We start from the raw sequence: 14,902 nt of genomic DNA, 5'->3' as shown, positions 1-14,902 counted from the left end.
GCGAGGGACGCCGTCGGAAATCCAACGAAGGAGTTGCAGCACATGGACGTGGTGATCGGGATCGACGCCTCCACCACGGGCACGAAGGCCGTGGCCTTCGGACCCGACGGTGAGGTGCACGCACTCGCCCGCGCCTCGATCGAGCGCCACTCGCCCGAACCAACCTGGCACGAGCAGGACGCCGAGGAGTGGTGGGCCTCCACGCTGGACGTGCTCACCCGGGCTGCGAACGAACTGGCAACGGCCGGGCACACCGTCCGCGCGATCGGGATCACGCATCAGCGGGAGTCCTTCGTCTGCCTGGACGCGCAGTTGCAGCCGCTGCGGCCGGCGATGCTCTGGCTCGATGCACGCGCCGGTGCACAGGTCGAACGGCTCGGCGACGACACCGCGCACCGCATCTCCGGCAAGCCGCCCTCGACGACGCCCAGTTTCTACAAGCTCGGTTGGCTCGCCGACCACGAGCCGCAGACTCTGGACGCGGCGCAGCACGTGGCCGATGTGCACGCCTTCCTGAGCCATCGGTTGACCGGGATCCTCGCGACATCCACGGCGTCCGCGGACCCGATGGGCCTGGTGGATATGGCCAGCAACGACTGGTCGGACGAGCTGCTCGCCCGGGTGGGGCTGCGGCGGGAGCAGATGCCGGCGCTCGTGCCGCCCGGTGGGGTGGTCGGGCACCTGACGGCCCAGGTGGCGCAGCTGACCGGGTTGCCGGAGGGCCTGCCGGTGGTGGCCGGTGCCGGGGACGGGCAGAGCGGCGGGCTGGGGGCCGGGGTTTCCCGCAAGGGACTGGCCTACCTGAGCCTGGGCACGTCGATCACGCTGGGGGTGCACGCCGCCGAGGGGGCGGACGCGAGCTGGGACTACCGGCTGCTCGGCTCGCCGCTCGGTGAGGGCGTGACCATCGAGGGGTTCATCAACTCCGGCGCCCTCTCGGTGGCGTGGTTCCGGAAGGCATTCGCCGGAGCGATCCCCGAGGATCCGGCCGGGTTGGAGAAACTGCTGGACTCGACCGCTCCGGGTGCCGGTGGCCTGCGCTACCTGCCCTACCTGAGCGGCTCGGCCACCCCGTTCTGGGACGACCAGGCGCGCGGCACCTTCGCCGGGTTCACCGAGAGCCACGACGCCGGCGAGTTCTACCGGGCAGTGCTGGAAGGGCTGGCGTTCGAGACGAAGGTGCTGCTGGACCGACTGGAGGTCCCGGCCGGCCGGGTGGAGGAGATCGTGGTGCTCGGCGGCGGGTCGGCGTCGAGTGCGTGGATCGAGATCCTCGCCTCGGTGCTGAACCGGCCACTGGCGATCAGCGCCACCACCGAGGCCACCGCGCTCGGGGCGGCGATCCTGGCCACGAGCGCTGTGGGTCTCGTTCCCGGTGGGGTGGCTGCGGCGGCCGAGGCGATGGCTGGCGTGGAGCGGCGGGTGGAGCCGAACCCGGAGCTGGTGGCAGTCTATGCGCCCGCCGCGCGGTCTTACGCCCAGTTGTATCCGGCGTTGAAGGAGTGGTTCCGCAGCTGAGCTGGTGGCGCAGGAGTGCCCGCCGGTTCGGTATCGCCTATTCTGGGCGTATGCCTTCGCTAGAGCGCATCAGCATCGATCCCGCCGTGGCGCACGGGCGCCCGGTGGTGCGCGGTACCCGGATGCGCGTCGCTGATGTGCTGTCGTTGCTGGCAGCTGGCGCCACCGCCGAGGAGCTGCTCGCGGACTACCCCTATCTCACCCCGGAAGACGTCCAAGCCTGCCTCGAGTACGCCGCGACTCAGGCGGACCACACCGTGCTCAACGCCTCGTAGTGCGTTTCCTGGTCGATGCGCAGCTACCACCCGCACTGGCGCGCGTCCTGACTGCACGTGGCCATCTCGCAGAGCACGTCACCGACATCATGCGCGGCGATGCTACCGATCATGAACTATGGGCATACGCGTTGGAGCACGGCGCCGTTCTTGTCACCAAGGACGAGGACTTCTCCACCATGGTCCTCCTGTCCGATCGGGCGCCGGTCGTCCTGTGGATCAGGGTCGGGAACACACGCCGACGGACGCTCCTCGCGTGGTTTGAGCCGCTGGTCGACGAGATCGTGCGGCTGGTGTGTGACGGGCAACGCTTGATCGAGCTCCGCTGAGGGTCGCACACGCCTCACCTGAGGCGAACCGACACCGGTGCGCCAGTGCGGGGCAGCCGGGTGCGCACGCCAACGCATCGGTGTCGATTGTGTCAATAAGATTCTGCGCTCGCGTGCTCGAGTGGGATGATGGCGGGCGTGTCTGAGATCTCCCCCGCCCCCGACGCCGTCCCCTCGCTCTCCCAGCAGCTCACCGACGCCGTGGGCGCGGCCATCTCGGCCGCCTACCCCGAGCAGGCCGGTGCCGACCCGCTGATCCGCCCGAGCGACCACGCCGACTTGCAGGCCAATGCCGCCCTGGCGCTGGCGAAGAAGGTCGGGGCGAACCCGCGCGAGGTGGGCACCAAGGTGAGCGAACAGATCACGGCAGGCTCCGCCGTCGGGAAGGTGGAAATCTCCGGACCGGGTTTTCTGAACCTGACGATCTCGGATGAGACGCTCTGGAACCAGGTGGAGGCGCGGCGCACCTCCGCACGCCTCGGGGTGCCGGCCACGCAGGCGGGCGTGCGGACGGTGATCGACTACTCCGGGCCGAACATCGCCAAGGAGATGCACGTGGGGCACATCCGCTCCACCGTGATCGGCGACGCACTCACCCGGGTGCTGAGCTTCCTCGGCTCCGAGGTGATCAAGCAGAACCACCTGGGTGACTGGGGTACCCAGTTCGGGATGCTGATCCAGTACATCACCGAGCACCCGGAGCAGCTGTGGCGGCACAGCGATCTGGCTGAGGTTGCTGATGCCACCACCGTCTCCGCCCTGGACTCGCTGTACAAGGCCGCCCGTAAGACCTTCGACGCCGATGAGGCTTTCGCTGACCGGGCACGCGCCCGCGTGGTGGCACTGCAGGCCGGGGACTCCGAGACGCTGGCGGTCTGGCGCGAGATCGTGGCCGAATCCCAGTACTACTTCGACCAGGTCTACGCCCGGCTCGGGATCCTGCTGCGGGCGGAGGACTCCCGCGGCGAGTCCTCCTACAACGACCAACTGGACGCCGTGGCGGCCGAACTGGAGCAGGCCGGCATCGCGGTCACCTCCGACGGCGCACTCGTGGTGCTCTCCGAGGACGTGAAGGGCCCCGACGATCAGCCGGCGGCACTGATGGTGCGCAAGCGCGACGGTGGGTACGGCTACGACACCACTGATCTGGCCACGCTCAAGTACCGCATCAGCGAACTCGAGGCGGACCGGATCCTCTACCTGGTCGACGCCCGGCAGACGCTGCATTTCCGGCTGCTGTTCGAGGCGGGCCGCCGCGCCGGCTGGCTCACCGAGGAGGTGGACGCCCGCCACATCTCCTTCGGCTCGATCCTCGGCCCGGACGGCAAACCGTTCAAGACCCGCTCCGGGGAGACCGTGCGGCTGATGGACCTGCTCGACATGGCCGTCGACGCCGCCGCGACGGTGGTGCGTGAGGGCGCCGAGGCCAAGGGCAGCGAGCTGGACGAGGCGGCGCTGACCGAGATCGCCGAGCAGGCCGGGATCGGGGCGGTCAAGTACGCGGACCTGTCCGGTTCGCGCACGAAGGATTACGTCTTCGACCCGGAGCGGATGACCGCCTTCAACGGCAACACCGGGGTGTACCTGCAGTACGCGCACACCCGGATGGTCTCGATCCTGCGCCGGGCCGCCTCACAGGGTGTCAAGATCCCCGACGGCGTCCCTTCCGCGATCTCCGACGTCGCCCTGGAGCCGGCCGAGCGGGCGCTGGTGCTGGCGATCGACGGTCTGGGAGACGTGCTCGCCGCGGTGGCGGAGGACTTGGAGCCGCACCGGCTGACGACCTATCTGTACGAGCTGGCGCGGGCGTTCACTGATTTCTACGAGGCCTGCCCGGTGCTCGCCTCGGAAGGATCGGTGCGCGAGCGGCGGCTGGCGCTGGTGGACCTGACCCGGCGCACCCTGGCCCAGGGCCTGGACCTGCTGGGGATCGCGGCGCCGGAGCGGATGTGAGCTGAGGATGGCTGACCAGCGGGCCGCGCGGCGGGCACTGCGCGACGAGGTCTACGACGCGCTGCTCGAGCTGCTCGTGGCCGGGGAGTGGGCGCCGGGCACGCAGCTCGGCATCGATGCGCTCGCGAGTCGGCTGGACGTCTCCCCCACCCCGGTGCGGGAGGCGCTGGTGCAGCTGGAGTCGACCGGGCTGGTGATGCGCAGCGCGCTGCGCGGGTACAAGGTGGCTCCGCCACTCGATGCCGGCGCCATCGACGAGTTGTTCGATGCACGGCTGCTGCTGGAGCTGGGGGCGCTGCGGGCGGTCCCGGACGAGGCCTGGCGGGACCTGCCGGAGGCGCTGGCCGTGCACGTGGGTGAGCAACGCCGTCAGGCGGACGAACTCACCGAGGGCGCAGGCGAGGTGACGCGCCTGCGTGCCTACCTGGCCGCGGACCGGGCCTTCCATGATGCGATCCTGACGGCGACCGGGAACCGGTACCTGCAGCAGATGGCCGGGCACATCGGCATCCACGGCGAACGGCTGCGGCAGTTCGTCGAGCAGCGGCACAGCGACGCCGATCTGGCGATCGCCGAACATGAGGCGGTACTGCACGCGATCGAGTCCGGTGACCGGGAGGCGGCGCTGGCGGCCATGACTGAGCACCTGGCGGGGGTGCGCGAGCGGACGCTGCGGGATGCGCGCACTCGCGGGGACTGAGCGGGGACTGCCGCTGCCGTCCGCGGCGAACGGACGGCACGGCGCTAGGTGAGGATCGGCACATCGACGCCCGCCCTCGGCCAGCGGTACGCTGGGGATCCGTGACACCTTCGGTCCACCACGCCCCGCGACGCCGGTTCGCGCTGCGGCGACGCCCCTCCCGGCCCGGGTCGGCGACCCGGTGGACGGCTCGTCAGTGGGCAGCGTTGTTCTGCGTGCTGTCCGGGTATGTCGTGGGCACCCTGACCATGTCGGGAACCGCGATCTCACTGCCGGCGATCTCGGCCGAGCTGCAGGCCGGTCCCGCGGCGATGCAGTGGTTCGTGACCGGGTATCTGCTCGCCACCACGTGCCTGGTGCTGATCGCCGGTGCACTCGGGGACCGGTTCGGCCGGCGGCTCGTGCTGCGCGTGGCCGCGAGCGTCTACACCGCCGGGATCGCGATCTCGGCGATCGCGCCCACCATCGTGGTGCTCAACGCTGCCCGGATCAGTGCAGGTGTGGGTTCGGCTGGTCTGATGGCCTGCGGTGCGGCGGTGCTGACGACCTCCTTCACCGGATCGGACCGGGTGAAGGCGTTCGCGCTGTGCGGTGCGGCCGGCGGGATCGGGATGGCCATCGGGCCCTCGGCTGCCGGGTGGATCGTGGGCGCCGTCGGGTGGCGCGGCACATTCGGTGTGCTCGCGGCCGCGTCACTGCTGATGGTGGCGAGCACGTTCTTCATCAAGGAGTCGCGCGCCGAGAAGCCGCGACCGTTCGACTTGATCGGCGCGGGGATGCTGATCGTGGGCCTGAGCCTGCTGCTGCTCGGGATCTCCTCGATGACCTCGGGCAACGCTCCCGTGGGTGGCGGTCAGCTGGTGGGTGCGGCGCTGATCTTGACGCTCTTCATCATCCGCGCGCTGCGGGTCTCGGCACCGCTGCTGGAGCTGAGCCTGCTGAGCGACCGGATCGCCTCGGCATGGCTGATCAGCGCCGTGATGGCTGCGGCCGGGATGTCCGGTTTCACCGTGTATCTGCCGACCTACCTGCTCGTGGTGCACGGCCTGAACGCGGCCGCGGCCGGCACGTGGATGCTCGCGTTCACGATTCCGCTGTTCATCGTGCCGATGATCGTCTCCCGCTGGGTGAATCGCGGTGGTTCCGCCCCGAAGATCGCCGCTGGCTGCCTTACTCTCGCGGCGACGGCGTACCTCGCCTTTGGCCTGCTGGCCACGGTCGGAGAGGTGTGGGTGGCCCTCATCCCGACGGCGGCGCTCGGCTTCGCGATCGGCTCGCTGACGGCCCTCAGTGACGCCCAGCTGATGTCGCGTGTGGACAGTGACCGTATCGGAATGGCGGCAGGTCTGCTGAACACCGTGCGCTCGGGGGCCACCTCGATCGTGCTCGCTCTCTTCGGTGCGGGGTTGGTGGTCGCGATCGCCTCACGGGTGGGCCCCCGGACGGCGGACAGTCTCGCTACCGGTGACGTCGCCGCGATCAGCGAGTCGGTGGCTGTGGACGGGTTCGGGCATGGGTGGACGCTCGTGCTCGCCGGCAATGGGGTCCTGATGCTTGCTGCGGCGGCTGCATTCGTGGGGTTGATTCTGGCCGGGCGCCGGCAGGCGGGGACTGCCTCATGAGCTTCCGGCACCGAGGTGTGTTTCAGGAACCGTCAGGTCGGCAGGTCATGGATACTGCTGAAGGCCCCGCAAGGTCGCGTACGCGACCTGGACGAGTTGGCCATGAGTTCGGTCAACGCCTCCACCAGACGCGCAACTCACGGTGAGCACTTGCTGGACGCTCAGCGCGCCGAACACGCGGGCGGTCACAAGCAGCCAACGGCGATCTTCATTCCGGCCAAGCGCCTGCGCGACGGTGTAGGTCGGACCGTCCTCGCCCAGTCCCTCGCCGAGGCCGAGCAGACCCTGGGCCGGCCCGGCGACGATCTCTGCGCCCGAGAGACTGTCCTCGACCAGAGCTGTTGATGCCGCGCCGTCGTCGATTCCCGCACCTTCGTACGGAGTCCGTTCATCGAGAACCCGACAGCCGTTGCCGGTGTTCACCATCTCCAGTGTGACAGCAGGCGATGCGCCGGTCGTCGTCGAGTCTGGGGCACCCACAAGCTCCCAGTCCCACACCTCGGCCAGATCGTTGCGGAAGGTCACGTCGCTCGCCGCAGCCAACGCAGGCCCGTCAGCGAACGAGACCGTGCCCTCCAGGGCATCGTCGCCAGTCCAGCGCGGAGGTACCTCCGCACCGTCGCTGTCGCCGTCGGAGACCGTCCCCGCAGCGCCGGTATCCGCAGAGGACTCCGACCCCGAAGCGTCTCCGGACGCCGTCCCCGCAGTGTTCCCGCACGCCGCCATGAAGACCGCGATGCTCAGCGGCACGATCACCGCTTTCCACCCTCGACCGAGTCCATCGACGTCTGCCATGCTCGACGCCCCCGTCACGCGACTCTTTCGCATCACGACAACGTACAGCCGTCCGTGCATCTCCTTGTGGCGAAGGGACTCAATCGCGGTCGGCCGGACTCAGTCGTTGGTCGACGGCTCTGGTCCAGTCGCGGCGTACCGGGCGGTGGTGGTGCGGACGGCCTCGTCGACCACTTGAGCGACACGGTCGGTGCTCACCTCCCAGCCCGGCACGAGGAGTGTCGGCCAGAAGACGTAGTTGGAGATCATGCCCAGGAACTGGGTGGCGGCGAGGTCCACGTCTTCGACCCGCACCGTTCCCGCCTCGTGCTCGGCGAGGAGGTAGCCGCGTACGGACTCGAAGTAGGGCATCTTCCCGCGCGAGAACTGCGCATCGGCCAGCTCGGGGAACCGCGGCAGTTCCGCGATGACGATCCGGAACAAGTCGGTCATCCGGGGCTGGCTCAACAGCTCGGCATAACGGCGACCGATAGTGCTGAGCCCGTCGACGATGTTGCCTGCCGGCGGAGGATCCTCTTCGTCAGCGGTCGACCAGGACTCGGTGACGATGGCGTCGAACAGGGCAGCCTTGTTCGGAAACTGCTTGAACAAGGTGGCCCGCGAAACGCCCGAGCGCTCCGCGATCCGCGCCAACGACGTCCGGTCGTAGCCCAACTCAAGGAACAGTGCGGTCGCGGCTGTCACGATCAGCGCGCGCTTCTCCTGGGCAATGCGCAGGTGGTACGTCGTCACGACCCTACTCATGCTCCGAGCATACGAGGTGAGTGGCTTGACTCACCACTGTCGCCGACCTAGTGTCGAGGCGATGGTGAGTCGTTTGGCTCACCACTGGCCGCCGTTCATCACTGGTGATCCCGGTCAGTCACCCACGTACCGAAGGAACATCTGATGCCCCGCTTCGACAACCAGACCGTGCTCGTGACCGGTGGGACCGGCGGCCAGGGATCGAGCCACGTACACGCCTACCACGCGGAGGGAGCGAACGTGGTCATCGGCGGCATCGACGCCGAACGCGGCGCCGCTCTCGCCGACGAGCTCGGGATCCGCGCTCGCTTCACCCACCTCGACGTCACCGACGAGAGCTCATGGTCGGCCGCTGTGCGAGCCGCCGAGAGCGCCTTCGGCGCCCTGAATGTGCTCGTCAACAACGCGGGCGTGCAGAACCCGCCTGCAACGATCGAGAACACGGACCAGGTCACGTGGTCGCGCATCCTCGACGTCAACCTCACCGGGACCTTCCTCGGTATCAAGGTCGCCGCCCCCGCTCTGCGCCGCGCGACAGGGGGATCCATCGTCAACATCGCCTCGACGATGGGCCTGGGCGGCACGGCACACTACGCGCCGTACGTCGCCAGCAAGTGGGCCTTGCGAGGCCTCACCCACACGGCAGCACTCGAACTCGGCCGCGACCACATCCGCGTGAACACCATCCACCCCGGCGTGATCGCGACCCCCTTCATCCAAGAACCAGCAGCCGGCGCCACCGCGGCCATCGCCGACTTCTACTCACCCGAGCCGTTCGCCATCCCCCGCCTCGGGGAGCCGACCGACGTCACCCGGCTCCTGTTGTTCCTCACCTCATCAGAGGCTTCGTTCATCACCGGTTCGGAGTACGTCATCGACGGTGGACTCCTCCTCGGCCCCGCCCTCCAGACCGAGACCGCATGAGCACTCCACACACGACCGGGTCGAACGACTCCGCACGGGAGGCGTCCTTGTCGCACCTGCCCGATCACATCCGGCGAGCCATCGAAATCACCCCCGCCGCAGGCACCAGCGAACGGATCATCGACATCACCACGCTGGGACGCCGCACCGGCCGACCGCGCCGCATCGAGATCTTCTTCTACCGAGCCGCGGGCGCAACCTACCTGTGCAGCGGCGCCGGCGGGGCCGCAACCGACTGGCATGCGAACCTTCTCGCCAATCCCCACTTCACCTTCCACCTCAAGAACGGGATCCGTGCAGATCTGCCTGCACGGGCCACGCCAGTCACCGACCCAGCTGAACGTCAGGCGGTACTGGCGGAGATCGTCGCGGACCTCAATCAGCCCCACGACCCCGGCACCATCCGGCCGACTCGGCTCGAAGACTGGGCCGACAGCCGGCTGATACGCATCACCTTCGGCCATCGGCCGTGATCGCGGACTGCCCTCATTCACCGGAGTGGGCGTAAGCAGGTAGCGCGCAGAACAAGCGAGCCTCCCTGGACCAGCAGTGCGGTCCGCAGGCGGGAGTGGGCGAGGCGGGGAAGGCCACCGACCGTGCACCCGCGGCGGCCCCAAGCCCGGCGATGACGCCTGCGGTGAGCCTCGCGTCCGGCACGCCGGCGAACCCGGGTACCGCACACGGGCGCCTGCGCATCATCGATGGGTCTCGACGACTTCTCTCGGTTCGCACCAGGTGAGGTGCTGGTGTGCCGGGCCACGTCACCGGCATGGACGCCGTTGCTCGCCCGAGCAGCCGCGGTCGTGACCTCGCGCGGTGGAGGTGCTCTCGCATGCGGCGATCATTGCCCGCGAGCTGGGCATCCCCGCTATCACCGAGGTCACCTCCGCCATGGGCATGCCCGACGACGCGCTCGTCAAGGTCGACGGCACCGCCGGAACCATCACCGGATCGGAGAACCGATGACATCACCGAACGATGTGCGGCTGCAGGTCCTCCACACGGTGCGGATCCTCGGCTATGCCGGAGGCGCTGCCGTGAGCAAGCGGGCGGGCATCCCGCCCGCCCAGGTCGATGAAGTCCTGCTCGATGCCCAGGCGGCCGGGCAGGTGGTCTGGAGCCAGTTCACCGGCGACGGCGGATGGTCGCTCACCGAAGCCGGCAAGACACTCGGTGAGGTACTTCTGGCTGAGGAGTTGGACCGTGCGGGTGCCCGTGTCGAGGTGGAAGCGGTGATGACCGCGGTCGAATCGCTCAACTGGAAGGTCACCAACGCCTGCACCCGTTGGCAACTGGCCGAATTGGGTATCCGTGAGCAGACCATCAGCCTCGCCGAGACCGTCGAGGAACTCGCCAATGCCGGCCAAGCGTGGGCCACGCTCGAAGAGCAACTCGTGCGCCGCCTGCCGCGGTTCGATGGCTATTACGACCGATTCAGTGCCGCGCTCGATCGTGCCCGCACCGATCCTTCCTGGGTGACAGCGACCGACCGCGAGTCCGCACACCGAATCTGGTTCGAACTCCACGAAGACCTCCTCGCCACACTCGGCCGTTCCCGCTGACGCGGCTGTCGTGGTCTCCGACGACGCACACTCCGAGCGGGCACGTCGAACGATCCCGCAGCACTCCCCCGCGATCAGCGAGAGAGCCACTCAGGACCTCGGAGCTCGCGAGCCGGCTACCGTGGTTCTCCGAGAATCGACTCCGCTTCCACTGCGCTGCGTCCGGCCCGCGTCTCCTGGATTCCTGAGTACAGTGCCGTCGTGAACCTGTTCTTGCAGACTCGGGCACTGACACAGCTGCGAGAAGACCACCTCACCGCCTTCCTGGGGGCCGCCCTCCAGGCGGATGAGGGCTTCCGGAGCGCCTACGCCAGCGTGGTGTTCGGGGGCGAGAACTGCGGCGAGGGTTCTGCCACCATCACTGCTGTCTCGACGCAAGTGAGGTTCGACGTCGAGCGGGCTCGGCCGGACATGATGCTCACTCTCGAAGACGGGCGCCGCGTACTGTGCGAGCACAAACTCGACGCGTCCGAGACACTCCACACCGACAGCGAGGGCGTCAGTCAAGGCCAACTCGAGAGGTACCTGGAACTGCCAGGAATCGACGCTGTCACGCTCACCCGCAGCTCACCGATCAACCTGGACCACCGGATCACAGGCCACCCGAAGTATCTTGCACCCGCCACCGGCGGCCATTTCCTGTGGCGCGCCCTCTACCCTCCGCTACTCACTGGCAGCCATGAGTTGACCCACTGGCTCCGGGAGGGCTTCGACCAGATCGGGTTCACCCCGCCTGTGCCTCACATTGGCGACCTGCTCCCAGATGATCCGGGAAGCGCCGGGCTGGTCAACCAGGCCAACTTCGCCAAACTTTGGGCCTCTACCCGCAGCGCTGTTCGAGAGGCCTGGTCGGTGCGGACCGGACGCCGGTGCGAGTTGTACCTGCAGCAAGTCGACAGCGACGAGGCGTCGGTCTACGTCTCTCCCTTACATCAACGCGGGACGACGCTCCTGGTCCGGGTTCCTGACACGGGACCGCTCCGGCTGCAGCAACTTCGGGAGATTGGCGGCGGCTTCGGTCCTGCTGTCGCGGTCGCGAACAACACCACATCCACTGGCCGGGACGTCATCGACATCACCATACCGTTGTGGTCCCTACTCGGTTCGACCGATCCTCGCAAACAAGAGCGAGCACTCGCCGACTTCGTCGTACCCCTGATCCGTGCACTTGAGGACGACCCGCGATAGCCCCAAAGTCAGCAATGCACACCGACCTGCTCAAACCGGCTCTTCACAGTTGAGGGTGTAGTTGTGGCCTGAACCCGCCGGTCTCGAGCAGCGATCTGGCGATGTAGTTGGTCAGGTTGCGGAACCCGAGCGCGGAGCCGCGCAGATGCTCGAGCCTGCCGTTGATGGCCTCGGGCGGTCCGTTGCTGGTGCCGGGCCTGTCGAAGTAGGCCAGCACGTCGGTGGCTCGCCTATTGAGTGTTCGCCCGACTGTGATGATCTCGCTCAGGGCCTTCGGCACGCCGTGGCTGATCGAGCTGATGAGCTTGGCCATCAGCTCGCGGCCCCGGCGCCTGTCCTCCTCGCGGTAGGCGGCCAGGGCCCTCACCCGCGTCGACCCTTCAGTGCTCACGCCCGGCACTTGGCCATCGTCGATGTCGGCCTGCTTGACCCAGTTACGCACCGACTCCGCCCCATAGCCCAGCTGGTCAGCGACCCGCTCGACCGTGCCCTGGGACGTGCCCAGTTCCGCCCGCAACGTGCGCGCCATCAGGCACCGGATGGCTCCCCGCATCGGCTCCGATTCCTCAACCGACGTCTCGCCCGCGCCGCACGAGATAGTTTTCGACGAACCGGACACGGGTATTCGCACGACGATCACGCTCCGGGACATCGGAGAGCAGACACGGGTCACCGTCCGTCAACGTTCGCTACCCCCGAGCTCCGGACGGAGCGCGCCGCTAACGGCCTCGCCTCGACACTGGACGCCTTGGCGGACCACCTCGCGGCCTCACACCCACCCCGGTAACCGCCGAGACACGTGGCTATCGCGAGCACGGAAGGCTCCCATGGATCAACTGCTCAGAGTTCACTGCTTCACCCTCTCCCAGGACGGGTTCGACGCGGGCGAGGACCAAACCCTGGAGCGGCCGTTCAGCCATGCCGACCCGGGCGACATGTTCGCCTGGGCCGGGGCCACCGCGAGCTGGCCCCGTCGCACGGACCCAGGCGGCAGCCGCGGCCTTGATGACGACGTCACCCGCGAACCTAGGGAGCGCATCGGACGGGTGAGCGTTACTGGACCTGGGCGAGTTGCTCCAGCTGGGAGAGGCGATTCTCGCCGACCGGTGTGAGCACGACGCTAGTGGCACCGGCGTCGTGGCGCGCAGCGATCTTTGCCCGGATTCCTTCCGGCGTTCCGGCAAGGCTGAGAGCGTCGACCCAGGTGAGCGGGAGTTGGCGCGCGAACTCTTGGGGTGATTCGCATCGAGCACGCAACGCCGCGAGGTCGTCTGCGAAGTCGAGGCCGACAAGGTGGGGTGCCCAGTCGGGCTCGCCGATGTAGGCGAGCCCAGGGCGGACCGCCTCGAGGGCCAGTCCACTGTCTTTGCTGACTGCCGCAACGTCGTAGGTGATGAGCTGGTGTGGACCGGTGGCCGAGATGTGGCTGCGCGCCGCTCGAATGTAGGTCGGTGGAGCCGGCTCGGCCAGCAGTGTCCCGTCAGCGATCCGGCCCGAGAGCGCCAGCGACCGCGGTCCGCGAACTCCCAGAAGCACGGGAGGAACGACGTCGGGTAGCTCGGTGAACTCCTCGTGTTCGAGCGTGACGTACCGGCCCTGAGGGACGGCCTCACCGCGGAGCACCGACCGGACCGCTGTGGCGGTTTCCTCGAGGAGGGTCAGCGGGCTCGCGGGCCACAGGCCAAGACTGCGCATCCACGCCGGCATCCCGTGGCCGAGGCCGGCAACGATGCGGCCGGGAAAGAGCTGCCCGAGCGTGGCGATCTCCATCGCCGCGAACGCTGCGTGACGCACCGCGGCGGGCGTGATTCCGATGCCGACGGTGATGCGCGAGGTGGCCGCCAGCACCGCGGCCGCTTGCGCCACACCGCCGCGGAAGCCGAGGTCCTCTATGACCCACAGTTCGTCGAAGCCGAGCGAGTCAGCCTGCCGCGCGAACTGAAGCACTTCGTGGGGCGGCAGATCGCGCGGGAGCATCACGCCGATACGGCGGCCGGTAGGTGCCGATGGCGCATCGGGGTCGGTGGAGATGTGGGCAGTTGTGGCCATGTCGTCGTCCTTAGGTGGTCGTGGGGCGGGGGCCCGCGGCAGTGGCGCCGGGACAGGTGCTCAGTGACTCAGGTCCGGGCCGCTGCCGGCCGCACGCCGGCCTGAATCACAGCCCCAACCGCAGTGCGGCCCCGTCGTGCCGGCACGCCGTGGAGTCCACTCGAAAGCACACGGCCGGTGCCGCTATCCAACCAGCGCCGACTACCGTTGACCTAGCCGCCTCGAACCCGAGTGCTATCCTATATAATATGGAATCGCGAGCAACGCCGCCCCCCGACCCAGCAGACTGGACGGCCGAGACCTGGCCGATCGCCTGCAACATGCTCACCTTCGGCGCTACGACGCCGGATGGCACCCCCACGATCGACGCCCCCGCCGTCACCTGGGCCGGCCAGCTGCGCCAAGTCCGCGAGCTCGGTTTCGACCACATCGACCCCACGGACGCCTGGCTCTCCCTGGCCAAGCTCAGCCCGGAGCGCCTGGACGAGTTCCGGAGCGTGCTGGCCGACGAGGGCCTGGGCATCTCCTCGATCTCGATGACCCGCAGCAGCGTGGTCGACCGCACGAACGGCGAGCAGAACCTCGCCGACGCCCACCGCTTCCTCGACATCGCCCCCGAGGTCGGCGCCTCGATCGTCAACGTCGGGTTCATGCAGGGCCTCACGCCTGCACAACAGAAAGCACTCTGGTTCTGGCTCGAGCCAGGCCACGAGGACGATCCAGAACTACGCCCCCTCGCCATCGAGCGCATCCGCGAGCTCGGCGACCACGCCGCCGCCAACGGCATCCAGGTCAGCCTGGAGATGTACGAGGACACCTACGTCGGGACCCCGGAGGACGCCGTCCAGTTCGTCAAGGACGTCGGCCACGACGCCGTCGGTCTCAATCCGGACATCGGCAACCTGGTGCGCCTGCACCGCCCGATCCCCAGCTCGCCCGGCATGATCGACCTGTTCGAGACGGTGCTGCCGTACTCGAACTTCTGGCACATCAAGAGCTACACCCGCGACGAGGATCCGACCACCGGCTCCTACTCCTCCGCCCCGGTGCCACTGAAGTACGGGGTGATCAACTACCGCGCGGTCATCCGCCGCGCCCTAGAGCTGGGCTACCGCGGCCCGTTCTGCACCGAGCACTACGGCAGTGACTCCATCGGCGTGTGCGCCGAGAATCGTGACTACATCCGTCAAGTGCTGGGTTCGGCCCTGAACCGACCCGACCAGCCCACCCGCTGAGGAGCAAA

The 14,902-nt window shown here is 68.4% G+C and carries 15 protein-coding genes and 3 pseudogenes; 13 read left to right on the top strand and 5 right to left on the bottom strand.

Annotated elements, in window-relative coordinates:
- Positions 1 to 42: 42 nt before the first annotated feature.
- The 6 genes from FV560_RS02560 to FV560_RS02535 all read left to right on the top strand — a co-directional run bounded on the left by FV560_RS02560 (position 43) and on the right by FV560_RS02535 (position 6,397).
- The gene (locus tag FV560_RS02560) at positions 43 to 1,518 is read left to right on the top strand and encodes a xylulokinase (RefSeq protein WP_159618921.1); all 1,476 of its coding nucleotides are present in this window, start codon (positions 43 to 45) and stop codon (positions 1,516 to 1,518) included.
- A 50-nt stretch (positions 1,519 to 1,568) separates the two neighbouring features.
- Positions 1,569 to 1,793, top strand: a complete 225-nt coding sequence (locus FV560_RS02555; RefSeq protein WP_159618919.1) for a DUF433 domain-containing protein — start codon at positions 1,569 to 1,571, stop codon at positions 1,791 to 1,793.
- Positions 1,793 to 2,122 carry a DUF5615 family PIN-like protein gene (locus FV560_RS02550; RefSeq protein WP_159618917.1) on the top strand — a complete coding sequence of 110 codons (330 nt, stop codon included), beginning with the start codon at positions 1,793 to 1,795 and terminating at the stop codon, positions 2,120 to 2,122. The genes FV560_RS02555 and FV560_RS02550 overlap by 1 nt, the downstream gene beginning before the upstream one ends.
- 138 nt (positions 2,123 to 2,260) lie before the next feature.
- Entirely contained in the window at positions 2,261 to 4,075 is a 1,815-nt protein-coding gene (gene argS, locus FV560_RS02545; protein ID WP_235019875.1) for an arginine--tRNA ligase, read from the top strand.
- A gap of 7 nt (positions 4,076 to 4,082) precedes the next feature.
- Complete coding sequence (locus FV560_RS02540; protein WP_159618913.1) at positions 4,083 to 4,775, top strand: GntR family transcriptional regulator; 693 nt, start codon at positions 4,083 to 4,085, stop codon at positions 4,773 to 4,775.
- Positions 4,776 to 4,876: 101 nt separating this feature from the next.
- Entirely contained in the window at positions 4,877 to 6,397 is a 1,521-nt protein-coding gene (locus FV560_RS02535) for an MFS transporter (RefSeq protein WP_159618911.1), read from the top strand.
- A gap of 45 nt (positions 6,398 to 6,442) precedes the next feature.
- Here the strand turns inward: FV560_RS02535 and FV560_RS02530 are convergent, their stop codons facing one another.
- Positions 6,443 to 7,225: a hypothetical protein gene (locus FV560_RS02530; RefSeq protein WP_159618909.1), complete on the bottom strand. Its 783-nt coding sequence runs from the start codon at positions 7,223 to 7,225 to the stop codon at positions 6,443 to 6,445.
- 66 nt (positions 7,226 to 7,291) lie between these two features.
- Positions 7,292 to 7,936, bottom strand: coding sequence for a TetR/AcrR family transcriptional regulator (locus FV560_RS02525; protein ID WP_159618907.1), 645 nt, complete (start codon positions 7,934 to 7,936; stop codon positions 7,292 to 7,294).
- A gap of 144 nt (positions 7,937 to 8,080) precedes the next feature.
- On the opposite strand from FV560_RS02525, the gene FV560_RS02520 reads away from it, so the two are divergent.
- The 6 genes and pseudogenes from FV560_RS02520 to FV560_RS02500 all read left to right on the top strand — a co-directional run bounded on the left by FV560_RS02520 (position 8,081) and on the right by FV560_RS02500 (position 11,610).
- Positions 8,081 to 8,860 carry an SDR family oxidoreductase gene (locus FV560_RS02520; RefSeq protein ID WP_159618905.1) on the top strand — a complete coding sequence of 260 codons (780 nt, stop codon included), beginning with the start codon at positions 8,081 to 8,083 and terminating at the stop codon, positions 8,858 to 8,860.
- Entirely contained in the window at positions 8,857 to 9,333 is a 477-nt protein-coding gene (locus FV560_RS02515; RefSeq protein ID WP_159618903.1) for a nitroreductase/quinone reductase family protein, read from the top strand. The genes FV560_RS02520 and FV560_RS02515 overlap by 4 nt, the downstream gene beginning before the upstream one ends.
- Before the next feature lie 228 nt (positions 9,334 to 9,561).
- Positions 9,562 to 9,639 (top strand): annotated as a pseudogene (locus FV560_RS20480) (PEP-utilizing enzyme); the annotation flags it as partial.
- A gap of 37 nt (positions 9,640 to 9,676) precedes the next feature.
- Entirely contained in the window at positions 9,677 to 9,826 is a 150-nt protein-coding gene (locus FV560_RS20475; protein WP_275401881.1) for a PEP-utilizing enzyme, read from the top strand.
- On the top strand, positions 9,823 to 10,422 hold the full coding sequence (locus FV560_RS02505; protein WP_159618894.1) for a hypothetical protein: 600 nt from the start codon (positions 9,823 to 9,825) through the stop codon (positions 10,420 to 10,422). The genes FV560_RS20475 and FV560_RS02505 overlap by 4 nt, the downstream gene beginning before the upstream one ends.
- Before the next feature lie 201 nt (positions 10,423 to 10,623).
- Entirely contained in the window at positions 10,624 to 11,610 is a 987-nt protein-coding gene (locus FV560_RS02500; RefSeq protein WP_159618892.1) for a hypothetical protein, read from the top strand.
- Between the two features lie 43 nt (positions 11,611 to 11,653).
- Here the strand turns inward: FV560_RS02500 and FV560_RS02495 are convergent.
- From FV560_RS02495 to FV560_RS02480, 3 genes and pseudogenes are all read right to left on the bottom strand, one after another.
- Positions 11,654 to 11,974 (bottom strand): annotated as a pseudogene (locus FV560_RS02495) (transposase); the annotation flags it as partial.
- Between the two features lie 17 nt (positions 11,975 to 11,991).
- A pseudogene (locus FV560_RS02490) lies at positions 11,992 to 12,139 on the bottom strand (IS3 family transposase); the annotation flags it as partial.
- Positions 12,140 to 12,663: 524 nt separating this feature from the next.
- Positions 12,664 to 13,659, bottom strand: a complete 996-nt coding sequence (locus FV560_RS02480; RefSeq protein ID WP_159618890.1) for an LLM class flavin-dependent oxidoreductase — start codon at positions 13,657 to 13,659, stop codon at positions 12,664 to 12,666.
- Between the two features lie 248 nt (positions 13,660 to 13,907).
- Between FV560_RS02480 and FV560_RS02475 the strand changes: the two genes are divergently transcribed.
- On the top strand, positions 13,908 to 14,894 hold the full coding sequence (locus tag FV560_RS02475; protein ID WP_159618888.1) for a sugar phosphate isomerase/epimerase family protein: 987 nt from the start codon (positions 13,908 to 13,910) through the stop codon (positions 14,892 to 14,894).
- Positions 14,895 to 14,902: the final 8 nt, after the last annotated feature.

The sequence above is a fragment of the Ruania rhizosphaerae genome (genome assembly GCF_009805705.1).
GTDB lineage: Bacteria > Actinomycetota > Actinomycetes > Actinomycetales > Beutenbergiaceae > Ruania > Ruania rhizosphaerae.
The sequence above is the reverse complement of the archived record's forward strand: the minus strand, read 5'-3'. Positions and strand labels throughout refer to the sequence as shown.